The organism is Methylobacillus arboreus, assembly GCF_020532725.1.
GTDB classification, from domain to species: Bacteria; Pseudomonadota; Gammaproteobacteria; order Burkholderiales; family Methylophilaceae; genus Methylobacillus; species Methylobacillus arboreus.
In genome coordinates this window covers 64485-85331 of the sequence record NZ_JAJAVC010000006.1, presented here as the reverse complement: position 1 = coordinate 85331, position 20847 = coordinate 64485, and the positions used below count along the sequence as shown (strand labels likewise).

The 20847-nt window shown below is 54.1% G+C and carries 21 protein-coding genes; 9 read left to right on the top strand and 12 right to left on the bottom strand.

All coding sequences use genetic code 11. The features are described from left to right. Window positions 1–202: 202 nt before the first annotated feature. Window positions 203–328 carry a hypothetical protein gene (locus tag LG198_RS14310; protein WP_268866812.1) on the bottom strand — a complete coding sequence of 42 codons (126 nt, stop codon included), beginning with the start codon at window positions 326–328 and terminating at the stop codon, window positions 203–205. 178 nt (window positions 329–506) lie between these two features. Then, window positions 507–1232 (bottom strand): Crp/Fnr family transcriptional regulator, encoded by a 726-nt coding sequence (locus LG198_RS06500; protein WP_230342370.1) that lies wholly within the window; start codon window positions 1230–1232, stop codon window positions 507–509. A 773-nt stretch (window positions 1233–2005) separates the two neighbouring features. Between LG198_RS06500 and LG198_RS06495 the strand changes: the two genes are divergently transcribed. The 7 genes from LG198_RS06495 (at window position 2006) to bioD (ending at window position 7702) form a co-directional block, all read left to right on the top strand. Further along, window positions 2006–2245: a hypothetical protein gene (locus LG198_RS06495; protein WP_230342369.1), complete on the top strand. Its 240-nt coding sequence runs from the start codon at window positions 2006–2008 to the stop codon at window positions 2243–2245. Window positions 2246–2709: 464 nt separating this feature from the next. Next, a complete protein-coding gene (locus LG198_RS06490) occupies window positions 2710–3096 on the top strand; it encodes a hypothetical protein (RefSeq protein WP_230342368.1) in 387 nt (128 codons plus the stop codon). 14 nt (window positions 3097–3110) lie between these two features. After that, window positions 3111–4118 (top strand): biotin synthase BioB, encoded by a 1008-nt coding sequence (gene bioB, locus LG198_RS06485; protein WP_230342367.1) that lies wholly within the window; start codon window positions 3111–3113, stop codon window positions 4116–4118. 8 nt (window positions 4119–4126) lie between these two features. Continuing rightward, complete coding sequence (gene bioF / locus LG198_RS06480; RefSeq protein ID WP_230342366.1) at window positions 4127–5326, top strand: 8-amino-7-oxononanoate synthase; 1200 nt, start codon at window positions 4127–4129, stop codon at window positions 5324–5326. Next, window positions 5323–6123 carry a pimeloyl-ACP methyl ester esterase BioH gene (gene bioH, locus LG198_RS06475; RefSeq protein WP_230342365.1) on the top strand — a complete coding sequence of 267 codons (801 nt, stop codon included), beginning with the start codon at window positions 5323–5325 and terminating at the stop codon, window positions 6121–6123. The genes bioF and bioH overlap by 4 nt, the downstream gene beginning before the upstream one ends. Then, on the top strand, window positions 6120–6986 hold the full coding sequence (gene bioC, locus LG198_RS06470) for a malonyl-ACP O-methyltransferase BioC (RefSeq protein ID WP_230342364.1): 867 nt from the start codon (window positions 6120–6122) through the stop codon (window positions 6984–6986). The genes bioH and bioC overlap by 4 nt, the downstream gene beginning before the upstream one ends. Window positions 6987–6988: 2 nt before the next feature. Further along, a complete protein-coding gene (bioD, locus tag LG198_RS06465) occupies window positions 6989–7702 on the top strand; it encodes a dethiobiotin synthase (protein WP_328485335.1) in 714 nt (237 codons plus the stop codon). A gap of 119 nt (window positions 7703–7821) precedes the next feature. Here bioD and cynS read toward each other — a convergent pair whose 3' ends face one another. The 6 genes from cynS to leuS form a co-directional block, all read right to left on the bottom strand. Beyond that, window positions 7822–8265, bottom strand: a complete 444-nt coding sequence (cynS, locus tag LG198_RS06460) for a cyanase (RefSeq protein WP_230342362.1) — start codon at window positions 8263–8265, stop codon at window positions 7822–7824. A 158-nt stretch (window positions 8266–8423) separates the two neighbouring features. Next, entirely contained in the window at window positions 8424–9107 is a 684-nt protein-coding gene (nadD, locus tag LG198_RS06455; RefSeq protein WP_230342361.1) for a nicotinate-nucleotide adenylyltransferase, read from the bottom strand. A 21-nt stretch (window positions 9108–9128) separates the two neighbouring features. Further along, window positions 9129–10388: a glutamate-5-semialdehyde dehydrogenase gene (locus tag LG198_RS06450; RefSeq protein ID WP_230342360.1), complete on the bottom strand. Its 1260-nt coding sequence runs from the start codon at window positions 10386–10388 to the stop codon at window positions 9129–9131. A gap of 7 nt (window positions 10389–10395) precedes the next feature. Then, complete coding sequence (gene holA, locus LG198_RS06445; protein ID WP_230342359.1) at window positions 10396–11409, bottom strand: DNA polymerase III subunit delta; 1014 nt, start codon at window positions 11407–11409, stop codon at window positions 10396–10398. Further along, window positions 11406–11945: an LPS-assembly lipoprotein LptE gene (locus LG198_RS06440; RefSeq protein ID WP_230342358.1), complete on the bottom strand. Its 540-nt coding sequence runs from the start codon at window positions 11943–11945 to the stop codon at window positions 11406–11408. Before LG198_RS06440 ends, holA begins: the two co-directional genes overlap by 4 nt. A 3-nt stretch (window positions 11946–11948) precedes the next feature. Continuing rightward, complete coding sequence (gene leuS, locus LG198_RS06435; protein WP_230342357.1) at window positions 11949–14402, bottom strand: leucine--tRNA ligase; 2454 nt, start codon at window positions 14400–14402, stop codon at window positions 11949–11951. A 374-nt stretch (window positions 14403–14776) separates the two neighbouring features. Between leuS and LG198_RS06430 the strand changes: the two genes are divergently transcribed. Further along, window positions 14777–15241: a chemotaxis protein CheW gene (locus tag LG198_RS06430; protein WP_230342356.1), complete on the top strand. Its 465-nt coding sequence runs from the start codon at window positions 14777–14779 to the stop codon at window positions 15239–15241. 40 nt (window positions 15242–15281) lie between these two features. Continuing rightward, entirely contained in the window at window positions 15282–17000 is a 1719-nt protein-coding gene (locus LG198_RS06425; protein ID WP_230342355.1) for a methyl-accepting chemotaxis protein, read from the top strand. A 57-nt stretch (window positions 17001–17057) separates the two neighbouring features. On the opposite strand, the gene adk is transcribed toward LG198_RS06425, so the two are convergent. From adk to LG198_RS06405, 4 genes are read right to left on the bottom strand one after another with little or no spacing between them, the layout of a single operon-like run. After that, window positions 17058–17714 carry an adenylate kinase gene (gene adk, locus LG198_RS06420; RefSeq protein WP_230342354.1) on the bottom strand — a complete coding sequence of 219 codons (657 nt, stop codon included), beginning with the start codon at window positions 17712–17714 and terminating at the stop codon, window positions 17058–17060. 41 nt (window positions 17715–17755) lie between these two features. Next, window positions 17756–18523 (bottom strand): 16S rRNA (adenine(1518)-N(6)/adenine(1519)-N(6))-dimethyltransferase RsmA, encoded by a 768-nt coding sequence (gene rsmA / locus LG198_RS06415; protein ID WP_230342353.1) that lies wholly within the window; start codon window positions 18521–18523, stop codon window positions 17756–17758. Next, window positions 18520–19518 carry a 4-hydroxythreonine-4-phosphate dehydrogenase PdxA gene (pdxA, locus tag LG198_RS06410; protein WP_230342352.1) on the bottom strand — a complete coding sequence of 333 codons (999 nt, stop codon included), beginning with the start codon at window positions 19516–19518 and terminating at the stop codon, window positions 18520–18522. The genes rsmA and pdxA overlap by 4 nt, the downstream gene beginning before the upstream one ends. Before the next feature lie 8 nt (window positions 19519–19526). Then, window positions 19527–20840: a peptidylprolyl isomerase gene (locus LG198_RS06405; RefSeq protein ID WP_230342351.1), complete on the bottom strand. Its 1314-nt coding sequence runs from the start codon at window positions 20838–20840 to the stop codon at window positions 19527–19529. Window positions 20841–20847 lie beyond the last annotated feature (7 nt).

The following is a 20847-nucleotide window of genomic DNA, read 5'->3' as shown; positions in this document are numbered from 1 at the left end:
TATGCTTGATGTCACTTGGAGCCCTTGGGCGTAACAGCAACAGCTTTTAAGCCATGGTTTTTCAACGGGGAAAAAGTATATTCTGCGGGAGTTTCTCTGCCGAATATTTTGTGGTGTGGAGTATTCTATTTTTGTGAAATTGGCAGAGTATATCTAGCCATCAGATGCTGAAGCGTCTGAGTGAAGAATTTTAGATATTGAATTATGAAGTACTGTCAATTTTGAAAGGTTTTGGCGCGTCTTTAGCTTTTTTATCCGCCTTTTTTTCTTTAGCAGTTTTAAGCGGTTGCTTTTTAGTCATTTTATTGCTTTTCTGATCTTTACCCATGATAATCTCCGTCAATTTAAAAGTTCAGCATACTCCTTATCCTGAAGATAATCTGGAATATCGGAAATATATATTTTTGACCGTATCCGCTGGGTTTTATGAAAATCCATATAGGAGACTGCCTGCAATGAATGCCTAATTAGGAATGGCTTGTGGTTGTGAAGTTATTCTGGTTTTCCTAGAATTGTGGCCGGGCCGGGAGTAAACGATCAAATTCCAGTTTCACTACCTTATAACATTCACATACGCGCTTTTCCAAACCCGGTCGGTCCAGCACTTTAATATGCCCTCGGCTGTATTCAATCAGCCCGGCTCGTTGAAGTTTTCCGGCGGCCTCGGTGACTCCCTCCCGTCGTACTCCAAGCATATTGGCAATCAGCTCCTGGGTCATTCTCAAGTCGTTATCAGGCAACCTATCCAGGCTCAACAGTAACCAGCGGCACAATTGCTGCTCTACGGAGTGATGACGATTACATACTGCCGTCTGGGTCATTTGCGTGATCAGTGCTTGTGTGTAGCGCAACAGCAAATGCATCATTGGGCCTATGCGGTTAAATTCTTTTTTCAAAATTTGTGCCTTGAGGCGATAACTATATCCCGCACTCTGGACAACGGCTCGGCTAGGGGTTGTTTCACCTCCCATGAATAAAGAAATGCCGACAATTCCTTCATTGCCTACTACTGCTATTTCTGCAGAAGACCCATCCTCCAATTGATACAAGAGCGAGACGATGCTTTCCGTGGGGAAATACACATAATTAAGCAACTCGCCTGATTCACAAAGCACTTCGCCTAATGCCATGGAGAATAATTCGAAATGAGGGGCTAGGCGTTCAAAATCTATACTAGGCAAAGCTGAGAGCAATTGATTCTGCAGAGGTGACGGAATAGTTGACTTGTTCATGGATAATATCTCAGGGCAGGTAAATATTTATTATTATTAGAATTTCAATAAATTAATAATCAGAGTATAGCTTGAAAAATTGTCTTGTATGTGCGCTACCGAACAGACTTTTTCTTCAAAACTGTGATTGATTAAATGGTGGTTGGCACGCGTAGCTGCATCAATGTATGTTGATGTAGTCTAGTGCCTCACTACGAAGGCACATGGCAAGAGAGGCAAGTGTGTGTCAGCGTACAGATATCAATATGCTATGAGAGTAAAATAAATAATAAGCTTGAATCAAGATGTTTTGGGAGGACTTCAATAAAACCCCTTTCATTAATGCTGCTCAGCCTAGGATAGCGATTCAGGATATGCGCTAGCAAGTGTTTACATCGTTGGCAAAGGATAGTTGGATGGATGCGGTTAACATTCAAAGAAGGCTGGTTCAACTTTCAAGACGGAGTGACTTTGAATCAGAGGAATCAGTGCTAGGGAACGCATTGGCTCAAATGTGCTATTTGGCGTTAGAGGCGGCGAAAGGTCAGGAGTGGGCGACATTGCAAATTCTGGAGTATGCGACAAGCCGGTGAGGGTGTTGGCTGCTGTAATGATATGTAAGTGTGACTGTTACAGCCTTTAGAATAGTTTTTTATCTTTGTTGTATGTGTAGCAGCAGACAGTAGAGCAACTAGTTTATTTAGTGCGGAATAAGTTGGTATATATATATCTGCATTGATATCTTAGTTTAATTTCGTACCATAGTGATCATCATTATGGAAAAGGAGACCCAGATGAAATGGAGTAGAGTTGAAAAAGGCTTGAAGGATTTTTTGGGTGGAGTGCATGATAAATTTGGAAAGGTCACTTCGAGCCAGTTAGGCGTTGAAGAAGATAATGAAACTTATCTGACTAAGAAAATGCGGACCTTCTGCGGACCCCATCTAGGGCAGGAAGAAAGAAAATACCTCAATAAAAAACAGTATGACGCCAATAACGATAATGAAATTAACTTAAGCAGGAGGAAGCATTGAAGTTGATGGTTATTTTAACTTTAATGCCGTCAATCTGGGCTATGAAACAACAGGATTGTGCATTCGGCTAAGTTGACTACCAGTAGTTAAATACCGCTATTAGCAATTTCATCACTATCGCCTAGTACTGCTCATGCTCATGGGGTTGATGAAATGGCCTGAGAAAAACCTCGAACTTCGAGGTTTTTTATTGGGGGGAAGATTCGCAAAGTGACCTCCTTGCAAGACAACGACAATAGAAGGCTGCCCTGAGATGCGGCGTGGACGACGATCACCATGCATAGAAGACTGGTCCTAGTCTGATTTACGAGACGAGCCAAACGTTTTACCCCGCACCAAAACAAGCGGATGCCGGTCCGAATAAATTGAAGCCAAAAGCTGATCAATTTTTAATCAGATGTAAATGGATTGTTGTCTTGAAGGTTGACAAGATATAATCCACTTTTAAATTCCATTTTTATATCATGGCTACCAAAATCATCACAGCCAAGCAACAGATGCGGACAGCACAAAGCTTCCCCTTCTTTTCCAGCCTTGCCGTGATTGTGCCGGTATTGATTCCCTTCTGGATTGCGGGGTCCATTTTTGCCTATGCATCCATTGCCAACCATCCCTGCACTCGGGTGTGCGAATACCTTGTACCTGCCGGATACCGTTTTTATGGTTTGCTTGGCACCTGGGTTGTGTTGCTTAACTTCAGTTCCCATATGGCAGGCTGGGTAGGGGGGGGCTTGAATCTTGCGCTGATTGTCTGGGGAATCAGCATACTGATTGTTGTGCCCTTTGGAATACGGGATATCCTGCGCGCAAAAAAAGAGCCATGGCAGGAATTAACCATTGAAACAGAATAAGTAGAGAGGAACCCATGCGAGACTCAGTGATTGACATACGTGGCTTGGATCGTGATGAGCGTGCAAAGGTCCAGGCTCGTGTAGAAGCGCCTAAGCGCTGGAGTGTGGATGAGATCGTGTCGCTGTTCGAGCTGCCATTTTCGGACCTGATGCATCGCGCGCAGTCGGTACATCGTGAGAATTTCGACCCGAATGGCGTACAAGTCAGTACCCTGCTTTCCATTAAGACCGGAGGCTGTTCCGAGGATTGCGGCTATTGTCCGCAAGCCGCGCGTTACCATACCGACGTAGAAAAGCAGGATCTGATGCAGCTTGAAGAAGTGCTGGCTGCTGCGCGTGCCGCCAAGGAAAATGGGGCCAGCCGTTTCTGCATGGGCGCTGCCTGGCGCAGCCCCAAGCAGCGTGACTTGGACCCGGTGCTGAAAATGATCCAGGAAGTAAAGGCCATGGGTCTGGAAACCTGCGCCACGCTGGGCATGCTCAAGGAGGGCCAGGCGGAGCAATTGAAAGATGCAGGACTAGATTACTACAACCATAACCTCGATACGGCTCCCGAATATTACGGCGACGTGATTACCACCCGCACCTACCAGGACCGTCTCGATACGCTGGAGCGCGTGCGTGAGCAGGATATCAACGTCTGTTGCGGCGGCATTATCGGCATGGGCGAGTCGCGTGCGCAGCGTGCTGGCTTGCTGGCCCAGCTTGCCAATATGGAACGCCCGCCTGAAAGTGTGCCGATCAACCTGCTGACCCAGGTGGAAGGCACTCCTATGTATGGCATGGACGAGTTGGATCCTTTTGAGTTTGTGCGCACGATTGCAGCGGCACGGATTACCATGCCGCAGAGCTTTGTCCGCCTTTCCGCAGGCCGCCAGAGCATGCATGAAGGTATCCAAGCATTGTGCTTCATCGCGGGTGCCAATTCGATCTTCTACGGCGAGAAGCTCCTCACCACTGGTAACCCCGAAGCTGAAACCGACCGCAAGCTGTTCGACAAGCTCGGCATCCATCCGCTCTAACTGACGTGATGTCTTCCAGGCTGGAATCTGACCCGGCGAAGGCAACTACACCATTGCTGGACGCATTACAAGCCGAGCTTGCCGAGCGTGCGAGCCTGGGCCTGTTGCGCCAGCGCCGTGTGCTGCATGGCATGCAAGGCGTGCATGTCGAGGTTGATGGTCAGCGCTTGCTTTCGTTTTGCAGTAACGATTACCTGGGATTGGCTGCGCATCCTGCATTGATTTCCGCCATGCAGGATTGTGCCGCCGCGGCAGGGGCAGGAACAGGTGCCTCCCATCTCGTGACAGGCCATCAGGCTGCCCATGAGGAACTGGAACATACCCTGCAAACGTTTATGGGCATGCCCGGCATCTTGCTGTTCACGACTGGCTATATGGCGAATCTTGGCATCATCACGGCACTGTGTGGGCGTGAGGATGCTATTTTCGCCGACAAGCTGAACCATGCGTCCCTCAATGATGCAGCGCTGTTGTCACGGGCTGAATTCAAGCGTTATCCCCATAACGATCTGGCAAGCCTTGAGCATATGCTGGCGCAGAGTCAGGCGCGGCGCAAGCTGGTTGTTGCGGATGCGGTGTTCAGCATGGATGGCGATCTGGCGCCAGTGCCTGAATTGCTGGCACTATGCGATCGTTATGATGCCTATCTGCTGCTGGACGATGCGCACGGCTTTGGCGTGCTGGGCGCCAATGGGCGGGGCGTGCTGGAGCATTTTGCACTCGATTCCCCGCGCATCATCTACATGGCGACGCTGGGCAAGGCGGCAGGCGCGGCAGGTGCATTTGTTGCCGGCCCCAGGATATTGACGGATTACCTGATGCAGGCTGCACGTCCTTATATCTACACCACAGCCAGTCCAGCCCCGGTGGCTGCGGCAGCAATGGCAGGAGTGAAATTTATTCAGCAAGACTATGACAGGCGTGCCCACCTGCACGGCTTGATCGATCGCTTCAGGCAGGCTTGCCAGTTGCAGCGATGGCAGCTCATGCCGTCGCAGACGGCGATTCAGCCTGTCGTTATTGGCAGTAACGACGAGGCTCTACAGGTGAGCAAGCGCTTGCTTGAGAAAGGCATTCTCGTACCGGCCATTCGTCCTCCGACTGTGCCCAAGGGGTCGGCAAGACTGCGGATATCGCTTTCCGCAACGCATAGCCACGACGATATTCAACAATTGATTTCGCATTTACAAATGCTGGAGGCTGCATGAGCGGTCTTCACAAGGAGGTAATAGGCAAGGGCCATCCCCTGGTGCTGATTCATGGCTGGGGGATGCATGGCGGTGTCTGGCAGCCGCTGGTGAAGAAGCTTTCCCAGTCATTCGAGCTGCATATCGTTGACCTGCCCGGCATGGGCCTGAGCCAGGCAGTTATTGCGAGCAATCTTCATGAAATTGTCCAGTCATTGTTGTCTGTCCTGCCCGCGCGTGCCGATATCCTTGGCTGGTCGCTTGGCGGCCTGGTTGCCATGCGGCTGGCATTGAGCCACCCCGAGAGAGTACGGCGTGTGGTGCTGGTGGGTAGTACGCCACGTTTCATCAACACGGAGCCAGGCCATCCCCAGCCCTGGGAATATGGCATGGCGGCAAGTGTGTTCCAGAAGTTTGCACGCCAGGTCGGCGAGGATTACGCCGCCACCCTGATCAAGTTCCTGACCTTGCAGTGCATGGGCGCGCAAGATGCGCGTGCCACCATCAAGGAATTGCGCCGTGCATTGGCTGAGCGTCCCGTGCCATCGCCACTGGCACTGGAGTCGGCGCTGGATGTGTTGCTGGAAAACGACCTGCGTCCTGAATTGCCAGGCTTGCAACAACCTGTGCTGCTGATTCACGGCGACCGTGATACCTTGGCACCCGTACAAGCCGCGCACTGGCTGGCCCGGCATTTGCCGCATGCCAGCTTGCGGGTGATTGCCGGTGCAGGCCATGCGCCTTTCCTTTCACATGCTGCACAGTTCATCGAAAGCGTGCGTGATTTTCTTGAATCCACGGCAGAAGCTCCGCAATGAGTGACGAGTATTTGATTGACAAGACCAGGGTGCGTGCGTCATTTGATCGTGCCGCTAGCGGCTACGATGCGGCAGCTATCTTGCAGCGCGAAGTGCGCGAACGCATGTTGCAGCGTCTGGAGCTGGTCAAGATTAGTCCCAGCGTGATCCTCGATGCCGGATGCGGCACCGGGCATGCCAGCGTGGCGCTGGGCAAGCGCTATAGTGATAGCACGGTGATTTCGCTGGATATTGCCATGGGCATGCTGCACAAGACCTTGGAACACTATCCATGGATCAAGCGTGTCTTGGGCCAGAAGCGGCCTGCTGCATTGTGTGCTGATATCGAGCAGCTCCCCTTGAAGGATGTAAGCGTCGACCTGATCTGGTCGAATGTTGCGATTCAATGGTGCAACGATCTTGACCGTGCATTCACCGGCATGGCACGCGTGTTGCGTCCCGAGGGCCTGTTCATGTTCAGCACCTTCGGCCCGGATACGCTCAAGGAATTGCGTGCCGCTTCAGGCGGTGGTCATGTCCATGTCAGCCGCTTCATTGATATGCATGATATTGGCGATGCCCTGGTGCGTGCTGGGTTTTCCGATCCAGTGCTCGACGTTGAGCGTTTTGTGCTGACATATGATGATGTGATTGCCGTCATGCGTGACCTGAAAGCCATCGGTGCGCACAATGCAGCAATCGGGCGTGCGCGTGGCTTGCTGGGACGCGGCTTCTTGAATCGACTGACCGATGCCTACGAGCAGTTCCGCCATGAAGGCAAACTGCCAGCGACCTATGAAGTCGTCTATGGACATGCCTGGAAAGCGCAACCCAGACCAGCGGGACTTTCCACTGTGACCATACATCCAAGGAAGCCGCGTTGAGCGTGAACCAGAAGCAGGCATACTTTGTCACCGGCACCGATACCGGCGTTGGCAAGACCATGGTCAGCAGTATGCTAATACGCCAGTTTGCCCAGCGTGGCCTGCGCAGTGTCGGGATGAAACCTGTCGCCTCCGGCTGCGAGCGCCAAAATGGGCAATTGATCTCTGAGGATGTCACACAACTGCTGGCCGCAAGCAATGTGCAATTACCTTTGTCGGACATCAATCCTTACGCGTTCGAGCCTGCGATTGCTCCACATATAGCAGCTAGGCAGGCCGGTTCGCAGATCGATCTTAACCATATCCAGGCTGCATTCAAACGCCTACAAGCTCATGCAGATGTAGTGATTGTTGAAGGGGCTGGCGGTTTCTATGTACCGTTGGGTGACCAACACAATATTGCCGACCTTGCTGTGCAATTAGGTCTGCCCGTTATCCTCGTCGTGGGCATGCGGCTGGGGTGTATCAATCATGCCTTACTTACAGCCGAGGCGATTACCCGACGTGGCTTGACCTTCGCTGGTTGGGTAGCGAATCAGGTTGATCCTGACATGGCGATGCTGGAGGAGAATTTGCAGACTTTGCACCAGAGGATGCCAGCTGCTTGCTTGGGCATTGTGCCTTGGCTAAAAAAAACTAGCTCAGACCAGCCAAACGTTGATCTTGCTCTTGAAGTGTTTGCTGAAGATACTGGCAGACTTGTCAGCAATATCTAACACTGAATCTATTACCACAGAAGCCACTATGTCTTCCTGAACGATACAACTCACCATGAAAGTCGCGTAGCGCTTGATCAGCAATTGCTACGCGATACATTCATTGTGAGCCTGGCTGCTTAAAATTGCTTGTAAGGAAGGAATTTGCCGTTCAATACAATGTTGACTCGATCCCCCAGAGGGTCAGCCACACGCTGGAGATCCATCTTGAAGTCGATTGCACTCATGATGCCGTCGCCAAACTCTTCGTGGATTAGCTGCTTGATAGTAGTTCCATAGACATTGATCATTTCGTAAAAGCGATAGATCAGGGGATCGGTCGGTACCGTGGTTGGCAGGGAACCCTTATATGGGGTCACCATCAACCATTTCTGGTCTTCATCATTCAAGTCAAAAATCTCGGCGATAATCCTGGCCTGTTCCGCATTCAGTGTCATCTGCCCCAAACAGGCAGCAGTCACCCACTCCTTGCTGAGATTAAGCTTGGCTGCTACGTCAGCCCATTTCAGGCCCTTCAATACTTTGGCAGTGATGATTTTTTCAGTGATATCTAAGCGGCTCATAATGAACTCCTATTGATAAAAAATGAAGTTGGCAATTCAGTTCAGAGTAAATAGAAATACATGTTCCGGGGCGTGATCAATGGATAAATCCTTTGTGCTTGATACCACCAAATCACCAGGAAAATTGTGCTGCCATACACTTGAATAGCAATGGCGATTCATTGTTCCCTCAGAAAGTACAACTGCTGTTGCCGGATATACTCCAGCACCCTGTCAGGCAGCAGATAACGCGGCGCTTGGCCTTGCGCCAGCCTGGTGCGGATGTGCGTGGCTGAAATATCCAGCGCGGTAATTTCCTGCATCAAGATTCCATTTTCTACTTTTTCATGTAGCTGTTGCACATTCGTGAGCGCATACGCTTGCAGGAATCCATGCAACATAGCATTTTCCGTTGGCAATGCTGTTCCTGGTCTTGTCGCTACCACGATATGCGCAAACTGCAATAAATCCTGCCAACGATGCCAACTGGTGATGCCGACAAAAGCATCCAATCCCATGAGCAGGCAGAGTCTTCCGTTGCCTTGTAATTCTTCATGCAGGGATTGCAGGGTCTCGATTGTGTAGGAGTAGCCATTGCGGGATAGTTCACGCGTGTCCAGCTTGAACAGGGGATTGTCGGCAATTGCGAGCGATACCATTTCGCTGCGATGTGCTGCGGAGGTCATGGGTTGTTCGCGGTGGGGTGGGTTGGCAGAGGGGGTGAAGCGGACTTCGGCCAGGTTCAGGGCATCGGCTAGTTCCTGCGCCATGCGCAGGTGGCCGAAGTGGATGGGGTCGAAGGTGCCGCCCATCACGCCGATGAGCGGCACTGGTTTGGCTGGCGGCGTTGCGCTAAGCGTCATGCCTGTAAACGCTGGAGTGCATCAGGCTCTTACCTGGCCATCACCCAGCACAACATACTTGAGGCTGGTGAGGCCGTCGAGCCCGACCGGGCCGCGTGCGTGCAGCTTGTCGGTGGAGATGCCGATTTCGGCGCCCAGTCCATACTCGAAGCCGTCGGCAAAGCGGGTGGAGGCATTGACGATGACGCTGCTGGAATCCACCTCGCGCAGGAATTGGCGGGCACGGGTGTAGTTCTCCGTCACGATGGCCTCAGTGTGCTGTGATGAGTATTGATTGATATGGGCAATGGCCTCATCGACATCCGCGACGACTTTCACCGAGATGATCGCATCCAGGTATTCGGTGTAATAGTCTTCTTCCGTGGCTGGCTTGGCTTGCGGCACCAATGCCCTGGTTTCGTTGCAGCCACGGATTTCGACGCCATTGCCGAGCAGCATGGCGGCCAGTGGTGGCAAAGCCTGTTGCGCAATGCTGCGTGCCACCAGCAGGGACTCTGCGGTGTTGCAGGTGCCCAGGCGCTGGGTCTTTGAGTTTTCAAGAATGCGCAGCGCCTTGTCGAGGTCGGCGCTTTCATCCACGTAGATGTGGCAGTTGCCATCGAGATGCTTGATGACGGGGATGAGCGCCTCGTTGGAAATACGTTCGATCAGGCCCTTGCCGCCGCGCGGCACGATGACATCGATATAATCCTTCATGGTGATCAGTTCGCCGACGGCTGCGCGGTCAGTGGTTGCCACCACTTGCACGGCACTCGCAGGCAAGCCTGCCGCAGCCAGGCCCTCATGCACGATGGCGGCAAGGGCGCGGTTGCACTGGATGGCCTCGGAGCCGCCGCGCAGGATGGCGGCATTGCCGGACTTGATGCACAAGCCGGCGGCATCCACGGTGACATTGGGACGCGCTTCATAGATGATGCCGATCACGCCCAGGGGCACGCGCATCTTGCCGATCTGGATGCCGGAAGGACGGTATTTGAAGTCGGACATTTCACCGATGGGATCTGGCAGGCTGGCAATCTGTTCCAGGCCTTCTGCCATGGTGGCAATGCCTTTCTCGCTGAGCACCAGACGGTCCAGCATGGCGGGTTCCAGCCCGTTACGGCGCGCTGCTTCCAGATCGGCTGCATTGGCAGCCAGCAAGGTGTCGCGTTCGCGGTGGATAGCGCCTGCAATGGCACGCAATGCCCGGTTCTTGGTTTCGGTGTCGGCGCGGGCCATGGCGCGGGAGGCATGACGGGCCTCGACGCCCAATTGCTGCATATAGTGTTTGATGTCTTCCATTTTGCCTTTATTTCCTACCTATCCGCGCCAGGCCGAAGCACAAGCGCGAAATTTCCAGCCAAGGATCCTGGTTCAACAGCCCCTTGGCGGCCTTGTCGATTTCTGCCAGTTTCTGTAGCGCTGCTTCCAAGTGGCGCATACTCAAGCGAGACACTGCCCGTTTTACCAAGTTCTGCCGGTCGCCGTAAATTCTGGCTTGCTGCATGGCGCTGCTGACATTGCTGCCGCGGGTTTCCGCGTATTTTACCTTGATCAGCCCGCGCAACACCCAGCCAAGCGCGCTCATAATGGCGACTGGCTGTGCGCCTTCGTCACGCAGCCCATGCACGATACGCACGGCATGCTCGCTATCGCCGCTCAGCACGGCATCACCAAGCTGGAAGGCATCATAGCGCGAAACGTTCAATACAGCCTCGCGTACGCTGACGGCATTCAATGCACCAGCGGGATAAAGCAGGCCGAGTTTCTGGATTTCCTGATGCGCTGCCAGCAAGTTGCCTTCAACCTGGTGGGCGAGGAACTCCAGCGTTTCCTGGTCGGTACTCTGGTCCTGCCTGGCAAGGCGGGCTGCAATCCATTGCGGCAGGGCTGACGGGGCGACTTCGTGCAGTGCAAGCGATACGCCATGGTTTTCCAACGCCGCAAACCAGGCGCTGTTCTTCGCGTCGCGTTCCAGCTTGGGCAGGATGACGATGGTAACCGTATCGGCAACCGGCTGCTCGGCAAGCGCAATCAGGGCCTTGCCGCCATCCACGCCGGGTTTGCCGGATGGAATGGCAATTTCCAGGATGCGGCGGCTGGCAAACAGGGAAATGGATTGTCCGAAAGCCGCAACCTGCTGCCAGTTGAAATTACGCTCTACGGTGAGCCGGGTGCGTTCGTCATAGCCTGCGGCGCGGGCCGCTGCGCGGATGGCATCCAGGCTTTCGCGCTGGGCGAGTGGCTCATCGCCGATGAGCACATAAAGCGGCGCCAGGCCCTGGGCCAGGTGCCGCTCCAGCTCCTGCGGCTTAAGCCTCATTCCACCATTTCATCCAGCGAGCGCAAATCAGCCGCGCGTGGCTTACCCTTGACTGGCCTGACCACCATGAGGCGACGCAGTAATTCCCGTACGGCATCGTCCTTCATGTCGTTGTAGAGCCGCTCCTGCTCAAGCTGTTTCGCCAGCAATTGCGAGTCATCATAAGTGATTTCGCGTCTGCCCTGGATAGTTTGCACTTCCTCCCAGGTGTCGCTGGATGGGTCGCGCATACGGAAGTTCACGGTGTAGAACAGCTCGAATTCCCGCACCAGACCACGGCCGCTCAAGGACAGAATGCGTTGCTCTTGTGCCTCGCTCATGATCTCGAGCAGCAAATCTGCCTGGTCTGCCGAGCTTACAACCTTGACGCCGTTGATGGCGAGCGAGCGCTTGAATGGCTTGGAGATCGAGATGGTCGGGCCCTGGATGAACAGTGTGTTGAACTTGAGATCTGCCACGCCGCGCATCTTGAAGCCGCAGGCAGTCAAGGCCAGCAGCATGGCAAGCAGAATCCAGCGGGTGGCGCGCATATACATTTTTTATCCTACAACGATGTTGACGAGTTTGTTGGGCACGACGATGATCTTGCGCACGCTGCCTTCAGCCAGGTATTTCTGGATGCTTTCCTGCTGCACGGCCAAAGCCTCGATGGCAGCCTTGTCCAACGTACGTGCCACGGTCATGCTACCACGCAGCTTGCCGTTGACCTGCAGCATCAGCTCGATCTCATCCTGCACCATGGCGGCCTTGTTGGCAACCGGCCAGCGGGTTTCCAGCAACCGGGTGCCCGGGCGCAATGCCTGCCAGAGGGCATGGCTGATATGCGGCACGATGGGCGATAGCAACAGGACGATGTTTTCCAGCGCTTCCTGACGGATGGCACGGGTGGTGGCATCGTCGCCCTCAAGCTTGGCGTAGGCGTTCAAGAGCTCCATGACTGCAGCAATCGCCGTGTTGAACGCGTGGCGGCGGCCATAGTCGTCGCTGACTTTGTCTATGGTCTGGTGCAACTGGCGGCGGAATGCCTTGAGTTCTGCAGACAGCTCCCCGGTCGTGTAGGCGCTGACGATGCCGGATTCCACATGGTTGGCCACGGCAGTCCAAACGCGCTTGAGGAAGCGGTGTGCGCCTTCCACGCCGGCGTCGGACCATTCCAGGCTTTGCTCGGGCGGCGCCGCGAACATCATAAACAGGCGGGCGGTATCCGCACCGTAATTGTCGATCAGTTCCTGCGGATCCACGGTATTGCCCTTGGACTTGGACATCTTGCTGCCGTCCTTGAGCACCATGCCCTGCGTCAGCAGCTTGGTGAATGGTTCGTCATGCGCGATCAGCCCTGCATCGCGCATGAGCTTGTTGAAGAAGCGCGCATAAAGCAAGTGCAGGATGGCATGCTCGATGCCGCCAATGTATTGGTCTACCGGCAGCCAATAGTTGGCGCGTTCATCCACCATGCCGTTGCTTGTATCGAAGCTGGCATAGCGCGCAAAGTACCAGGACGACTCGACGAAAGTATCCATGGTGTCGGTCTCGCGCGTGGCCTTTTCACCGCAGTTTGGGCAGGTGGTTTCATAAAAAGCCGGGTCTTTCTTGATCGGCGAGCCGACGCCATCCATGACGATATCTTCCGGCAGCACCACGGGCAACTGGTCGGCAGGCACGGGTACTTCGCCACAGCTCGGGCAATGCACGATAGGGATTGGGCAGCCCCAATAGCGCTGACGCGAGATGCCCCAGTCGCGCAGACGGTACTGCGTGCGTTTCTTGCCCAGGTTCTTGGCGGAGAGCGCATTGGCGATGGCATCGCTTGCGCGGTTGAAGTCCAGGCCATTAAATTCACCTGAATTGAACAGGATGCCGTGGTCGGTGTAGGCGGCCTGCAGAGATAGTTCCAGTTCTGCATGGGCGGGCTTGATCACTGCCTTGATTGGCAAGTTGTATTTGCCGGCAAACTCGAAATCACGTTCGTCGTGCGCAGGCACCGCCATCACGGCGCCTTCGCCGTAGCTGATTAAGACGTAATTGGCGATCCATACCGGCAGTTTTTCGCCCGTGATCGGGTGCAGCACGAACAGGCCGGATGCCATGCCTTGTTTTTCTGCAGTGGCGAGATCAGCTTCGGCCACGCTGCCGCGCTTGCATTCGTCAATGAAAGCCTGCAGGACGGGATTGTCCTTGGCTGCTGCGGTGGCAAGCGCATGCTCCGCCGCGACGGCGACATAGGTCGCTCCCATCAAGGTATCCGGACGGGTGGTGTAGACCTTGAGCGTGCCTTCGCCTTCTGCAAGCGGGAACTCTACTTCACAGCCATAGCTCTTGCCGATCCAGTTGCGCTGCATGGTCTTGACCTGCTCGGGCCAGCCATCGAGCTTGTCGAGGTCTTGCAACAGTTCCTCGGCGTAGGCAGTGATCTTCATGAAATATTGCGGGATGTCGCGCTTCTCGACCAAGGCACCGGAGCGCCAGCCACGGCCGTCAATCACTTGCTCGTTGGCGAGCACGGTCTGATCGACAGGGTCCCAGTTTACCGTGGCGGTTTTCTTGTAGATCAGGCCCTTCTTGTAGAGCTCGGTGAACAGCCATTGTTCCCAGCGGTAGTAATCGGGCTTGCAGGTGGCAATCTCGCGCTGCCAGTCGACGGCCAGGCCCAGGCTCTTGAGCTGGCCTTTCATGTGCTCGATGTTGCTGTAGGTCCAGCCTGCGGGTGCCACATTGTTCTTGATGGCGGCATTTTCGGCAGGCAGACCGAAAGCGTCCCAGCCCATCGGCTGCATGACGTTGAAGCCGCGCATGCGGTGGAAACGGCTTAATACGTCGCCAATCGTGTAGTTGCGCACATGGCCCATATGCAGGCGCCCGGAGGGATAGGGAAACATCGACAGGCAGTAGTACTTGGGTTTGTCGGACTGTTCTGTGGCTGCAAAGGTAGCGTTGGATTCCCAATACTGTTGCGCTTCTTGCTCGATTTCACGAAATGGATACTGCTGCTGCATATGGATGGGCGTCTGGATAAAAATCTGAAAGGAAAATTATACCTGAAGCCTGCTATTGCAATCTATCAATCGCCATAGGATGCAGGTGCCACGGCATTTGATCGCGAGGCTGGTTTGGCTGTGATGGCTCAAATCCAGAAAGAGCCGGGATTTTTGCTTATTTATCCCAAGTTTGAAACAAGGCGGTCGGCAGGATAATGGTATGCAGGCAATGCTGAATATGATTTTGTTTCAATCTTTTAGAAACATATGGCTTAGGTAGTTGAATTGCTTAAGTATTGCAAAATTTTGCATTTGTTTTTGAAAATAAGGTTAAAGAATATTTTCCTCATGGTCGTTGAAAGTGAATGTGCGGCGATTAATGAGGGGAAGGTATGTTGGATCAGGAATCAATAGAGGTATTGGCATTTACTTTGGGTCAGGAGCATTACGGAATCAATATCCTCAGCGTCCAGGAGATTCGTGGATATGAAAATGTGACCAAGATTGCTAATACGCCTGATTTTATCAAGGGTGTGGTCAATCTTCGCGGGATTATTGTCCCGATTGTCGATATGCGCATCCGCTTTGGCCAGCCAGATCCTGATTATGATCACACTACGGTAGTCATTGTCCTGAATATCAATGGCCGAGTGATTGGGATGGTGGTGGATAGCGTATCTGACGTAATTGCGCTGGGCCCAGGCCAGATCAAGGAACCGCCAAAAATGGGGTCTGCGCTGGATCTGGCATTCTTGTTCGGTATTGCCAGTGTGGATGAGCTGACATTGATGTTGCTGAATATTGAGGCGCTGATGGCGTCGGTGTCATTGGGTGCAATAGATAAAGTCGCGGCATAAAGAGTAGAGAGTCAATTTTGTATTGTGCGGGGTGTTTGGTATGCAGTTTTCAAATCTGAAAATAGGCGTTCGCTTAGGTGCGGGGTTCGCTGCGGTTTTGTTATTGATCCTGATCATGGTGGGAATGGGTATCGGTCAGCTCTTTGTTGTGGGAAATACTGCAAGTCAACTGGTAGAGGTAGAGTTGGCCAAGGAGAGGCTGGCGACTGAATGGGTAACAAATATGAAGCAGAACAGCATTCGTGCCTTGGGAGCGATCAAGGCGCCAGATGCTGCCATGTTTGAAATGTACAAAAAGCAAATTGCGGAAACCAGCGCTATCAATACCGGGTTACGGAAAAAGCTTGAGGAAGCGCTTGTTTCTCCAGAAGAAAAAGCATTGTTTGCCAATACGGAAGAAAAAATAAAAGCTTTCCAGGCGGTGCGCAATTCGTTGCTGGAGATGCGTGCCAATGGCGAAAGCATGGATACACTGGACCAGAAAATCCAGGCGGAATTTTTGCCGGCGCGGGAAGAATATCTGGCCAGCGTGAATAAGCTCCTGGAGTTCGAACAAGGGTTGATTAATACGGCGGGCGCCGACATCCAGCGCGTAAAGAATTCGAGCAGCTTGTGGCTTCTTGTATTGGGTGTGATTTCCCTGGGGCTGGGTGCATTCCTGGCATGGCGTCTTTCCCATGGCATTACATCTCCATTGGCAAAAGCTGTTGATGTGGCTGAGGCAGTGGCTGGCGGCGACCTGACAACCAAGATCACTGTCGATTCAACCGATGAAATCGGCCAATTGTTGTCAGCATTGAAAAAGATGAACGATAACCTGGGCAATATTGTCGGTGAGGTCAGGAATGGGACTGACACCATGGCCACGGCCTCCAGTGAAATTGCTACAGGCAACCTTGACTTGTCATCCCGCACTGAAGAGCAGGCAAGCTCGCTGGAAGAAACGGCTTCGGCAATCGAGGAGCTGACCTCGACAGTGAAGCAGAATGCGGATAATGCCCGCCAGGCCAACCAGCTGGCAGTGTCAGCCTCCAGTGTGGCTGTGCAGGGAGGCGAGGTGGTGGAGCAGGTGATTGCTACGATGGGTTCCATCAACGAATCTTCCAAACGTATTGCCGATATTATTGGCGTGATTGACGGCATTGCATTTCAAACCAATATCCTGGCCTTGAACGCTGCAGTGGAAGCTGCGCGTGCGGGTGAACAAGGGCGCGGCTTTGCCGTGGTAGCGACAGAGGTGCGTAGCCTGGCCCAACGCTCTGCCAATGCCGCCAAGGAAATCAAGACCTTGATTGGGGATTCCGTTGCCAGCGTGGGTGCTGGCAGCAAGCTGGTGGAGCAGGCTGGTACTACCATGAGTGAGGTGGTAAACAGCGTGAAGCGTGTGACGGATATTGTCAGTGAGATTGCGGCTGCCAGCCAGGAGCAAAGCATAGGCATTGAACAGGTCAACCAGGCCATCATGCAGATGGACGAAGTCACCCAGCAGAATGCCGCGCTGGTGGAAGAGGCTGCGGCTGCGTCACAGTCCTTGCAGGATCAGGCCGTCAAGCTGGCCCAGTCTGTCAGTGTGTTCAAGATCAGTGGCTGGCAAGCCAAGCCAACCACTGCGGCACCGCGCACGGTAAAAGCCAAGCCTGCCGTTGCAGCCAAGCCGAAGGCGCTGAAGACCGAGCCGACGATTAAACCGGTTGCAGCCATCGGTGCTGCCTCAACGCCTGCGCTGGCAGTGTCGGGCGATGAGTGGACTGAATTTTGATCAGTTGATGCAATAAAAAAAGCCGGGGACAACCCCGGCTTTTTTATCGGCCATTGCTTACTTACCGAGCGATGCCAGAATGCTTTCGCGAATTTTGCTCACTTCGCCCAGTCCGGAAATCCGGACATATTTGGGCGCATTTTCGCCGCCGTTACTGGCCCAGCTGGAATAATAGTTGACCAAAGGCTTGGTTTGGCTATGGTAGACCTCCAGGCGCTTGGCGACGGTTTCTTCCTTGTCGTCGTCGCGCTGCACCAGGTCTTCGCCGGTAATGTCGTCCTTGCCCGTCACCTTGGGCGGGTTGAAGACTACATGGTAGGTACGGCCCGAGGCCAGGTGAGCGCGGCGGCCGCTCATGCGCTTGATGATTTCCTCGTCCGGCACGTCAATTTCAACCACATAGTCGATATCGACGCCGGCCTGCTTCATGGCTTCCGCCTGTGGGATGGTGCGGGGAAAGCCGTCAAAGAGAAAGCCTTGCTGGCAGTCGGCATCCTTGATGCGTTCCTTGACCAGGCCGATGATTACGTCATCAGGCACCAGGCCGCCGGAATCCATGTAGCGTTTGGCTTCCAGGCCAAGCTGGGTGCCGGCTTTCACTGCGGCGCGCAGCATGTCGCCGGTGGAAATCTGCGGAATGTTGAATTGTTCCTTGATAAAGGTGGCCTGGGTGCCTTTGCCTGCGCCGGGCGCGCCTAATAGTATGACTCTCATGTGGTCTCCTCTTTTCAATCTGTAATTATATCAGCCGCCCTTTATCCCGCCAGGTAATTGGCGATGGCGACAAACTGGGCTGGGGAAATGTTTTCTGCGCGCAATTGCGGGTCAATCGCCAGCGCTGCGAAGCCTGCATCATCCAGCAGGCCCTTGAGTGTATTGCGCAGCGTTTTACGCCGCTGGGAAAATGCCGCGGTGACCACTTTTGCAAACAGGGCTTCATCCTTGGCTGGATGTGGCAAGGCGGCATAGGGGATGGCGCGCACGAATGCGGATTCCACCTTGGGCGCCGGGTCGAAGGATTCTGGCGGCACCGTGAGCAGGTATTCCATGTGCAGGCGGTATTGCAGCATGACGGAGAGCCTGCCGTAGGCGGCGCTGGAGGGCGCGGCCACCATGCGTTCCACCACCTCTTTTTGCAGCATGAAGTGCATGTCGATGATATGCGGGACGTTGTCGAGCAGGTGGAACAAAATGGGGGTGGAAATGTTGTAGGGCAGGTTGCCGACTACGCGCAGGCGCTGGCTGATGCTGCCGAAATCAAATTTCAGCGCATCACTGGCATGAATGGTGAGCTTATCTTGCGGATAATGGCCCTGCATCCACTCGATAATGTCTCGGTCTATTTCCACCACATGCAGATGTTGCAGGCGCTCCAGCAGAGGCTTGGTCATGGCGCCCAGGCCAGGGCCGATCTCTGCCATGATGTCCTGTGGCTGCGGGGCGATTGCTTCAATCAGGCTGTTGATGATGGCGCGGTCGGTAAGAAAATTCTGGCCAAAGCGCTTTTTTGCGACATGTTTCATAATGGTTGCTTGCGGTTTCCTGCAAGGGTGATTGCCAGCTCGATGGCGCTGAGCAGGCTGCCAATCTCGATATTGCCTTTCCCTGCCAGGTCCAGTGCCGTGCCATGGTCGACAGAGGTGCGTATCATGGGCAGGCCCAGCGTGACGTTGACCCCGCTGCCAAAGCTGGCGTGCTTGAGCACGGGCAGGCCCTGGTCGTGGTACATGGCCAGCACGCAGTCGCCTTGCGCCAGATTGTGCTGAGTGAACAGGGTATCTGCAGGGAGTGGCCCTGCTAGCTGCATGCCTTCTTGCCGCAGCTTTTCCAGTACCGGGATGATGGTGGTGATTTCTTCCGTCCCCAAATGGCCGCCTTCACCCGCATGCGGATTTAGGCCGGTCACCAGTATGCGCGGGTTGCCAATGCCGAATGTGTGGAGCAGGTCATGCTGGAGAATACGGATGGTCGTTTCCAGACTGTTGCGCGTAATCGCCTGGCTGACCTCGACAAGCGGCAGGTGGGTGGTGGCAAGCGCTACGCGCAAGTTGCCGCCCACCAGCATCATGACCACTTGCTGTGTGCCGGTGCGTTCTGCCAGGAACTCGGTGTGGCCAGTGAAGGCAATGCCGGCATCGTTAATGACGCCTTTATGCACGGGCGCCGTGACCATGGCATCAAATTCGTCCTGCATGCAGCCATCAATGGCGCGTTCCAGCGTATGCAACACATAGGTGCTGTTGCGCGCATCCAACCGACCTGCGATAACAGGTGCAGCGCAGGGTTGGTGCAGGATGGTGAGTTGGTGTTGTCCCGTGTGTGGCGTCCAGTCGGCTGCATCATAAGCATGCATTTGCAGTGGCAAATTCAATGCATGGGCGCGGGATGCAAGCACTTGCCGGTCGGCAATGACGACCAGGCGGCATGGCAGAGGCTGGCTCGCCAGCATGACACACAAATCAATCCCGATGCCGGCAGGTTCACCGGCGGTAATTGCAATGCGGGGCAGCCTATCCAAGATGCGGCCTAGTATTTGTCTTCCAGGCGATATTCCACGTAGGCGCGGTCACGCAACTCACCCACCCAGTCCTGGAAAGCGTCATCGGCCTTGCGGGCACGGATTTCCTGTCGAGCCTTGAGGCGTGCGGACTCTTGCGTCATGTCCTGCTTGCGGCGTTCGAGCACTTGCAGAATATGCCAGCCGAATGGCGTACGTACCGGCTCGCTAATCTGGTTGATTTCCAGTGCATTCATGGCCTGCTCGAACGGGGGTACGGTGTCGCCAGGATTGGTCCAGCCGAGATCGCCGCCATTGTTGGCCGAGGCATCTTCAGAGTATTGGCGCGCCAGTTCGGCAAAGTCGGCGCCATGATCCAGGCGCTCCTTGATGGAGGCGATTTTTTGCTCGGCTTCCAGTTCCGAGACAACTTCGCTCAGCTTGATAAGGATATGACGCACATGGGTCTGGTCTACGACCAGCGGTGAGCTGCCGCCGCGGCGGTCAAGCAGTTTGAGGATGTGGTAGCCATTGGGGCTGCGCAATACGGCAGAAAGCTGGCCTGGTTGTAATGGCTGTAAAGCATCCGCAAACAGCGCAGGCAGCTGGGCAGAGGTTCTCCAGCCAAGTATGCCGCCTTCCAGAGCATTGGGGGCATCGGAATATCCTGCCGATACCTGGGCAAAGTCTGCGCCGTCCTGCAGTTCCTTCAATGCCGTTTCTGCCTTGGCCTTGAGTTTTTGCAATTCTTCGGGACTGCCTTCTTCCGGTGCGCGCACCAGAATGTGCGCTACCTCAAATTCATCCTGGATGTCGTTACGTGAGGACTGGGTGGTGAGGAAATTGTCGATTTCCGATTCCGTCACGTTCACACGGTTATCCACCTCGCGCTCACGCAGGCGTGCGAGAATGATTTCATTGCGGATGTCTTCACGGAACTTGCGGTAGGTGATGCCTTCCGCTTCCAGTGCCTTGCGAAACTCGCCGGTGCTGAGCTTGTTCTGCTCTGCAATGCGCTCTATGGTCTTGTCGAGCTGGGCATCGTCAACACGCAGCCCGGTTTGTGCGGCATATTGCAGTTGCAGCCTGTCATTGATGAGACGCTCGAGAATCTGCTTTTCCAGCACGTCTCGTGGTGGTAGCTGCGTACCTTGTTTTTCCAGTTGGGTCGTGACGGTCTGGATACGGTCTGCCAGTTCTTTTTCCGTGATGATGCCCTGGTCCACGATGGCGACAATACGATCCATCTTGGTGATTTCTGCTGCCAATATCGGGCTGCTGAGAAGGAACAGGAAAACAATAAGGCCATGCTTGGCTAGGGTGTTGAAAACGTGATTGCGCATAAGATAA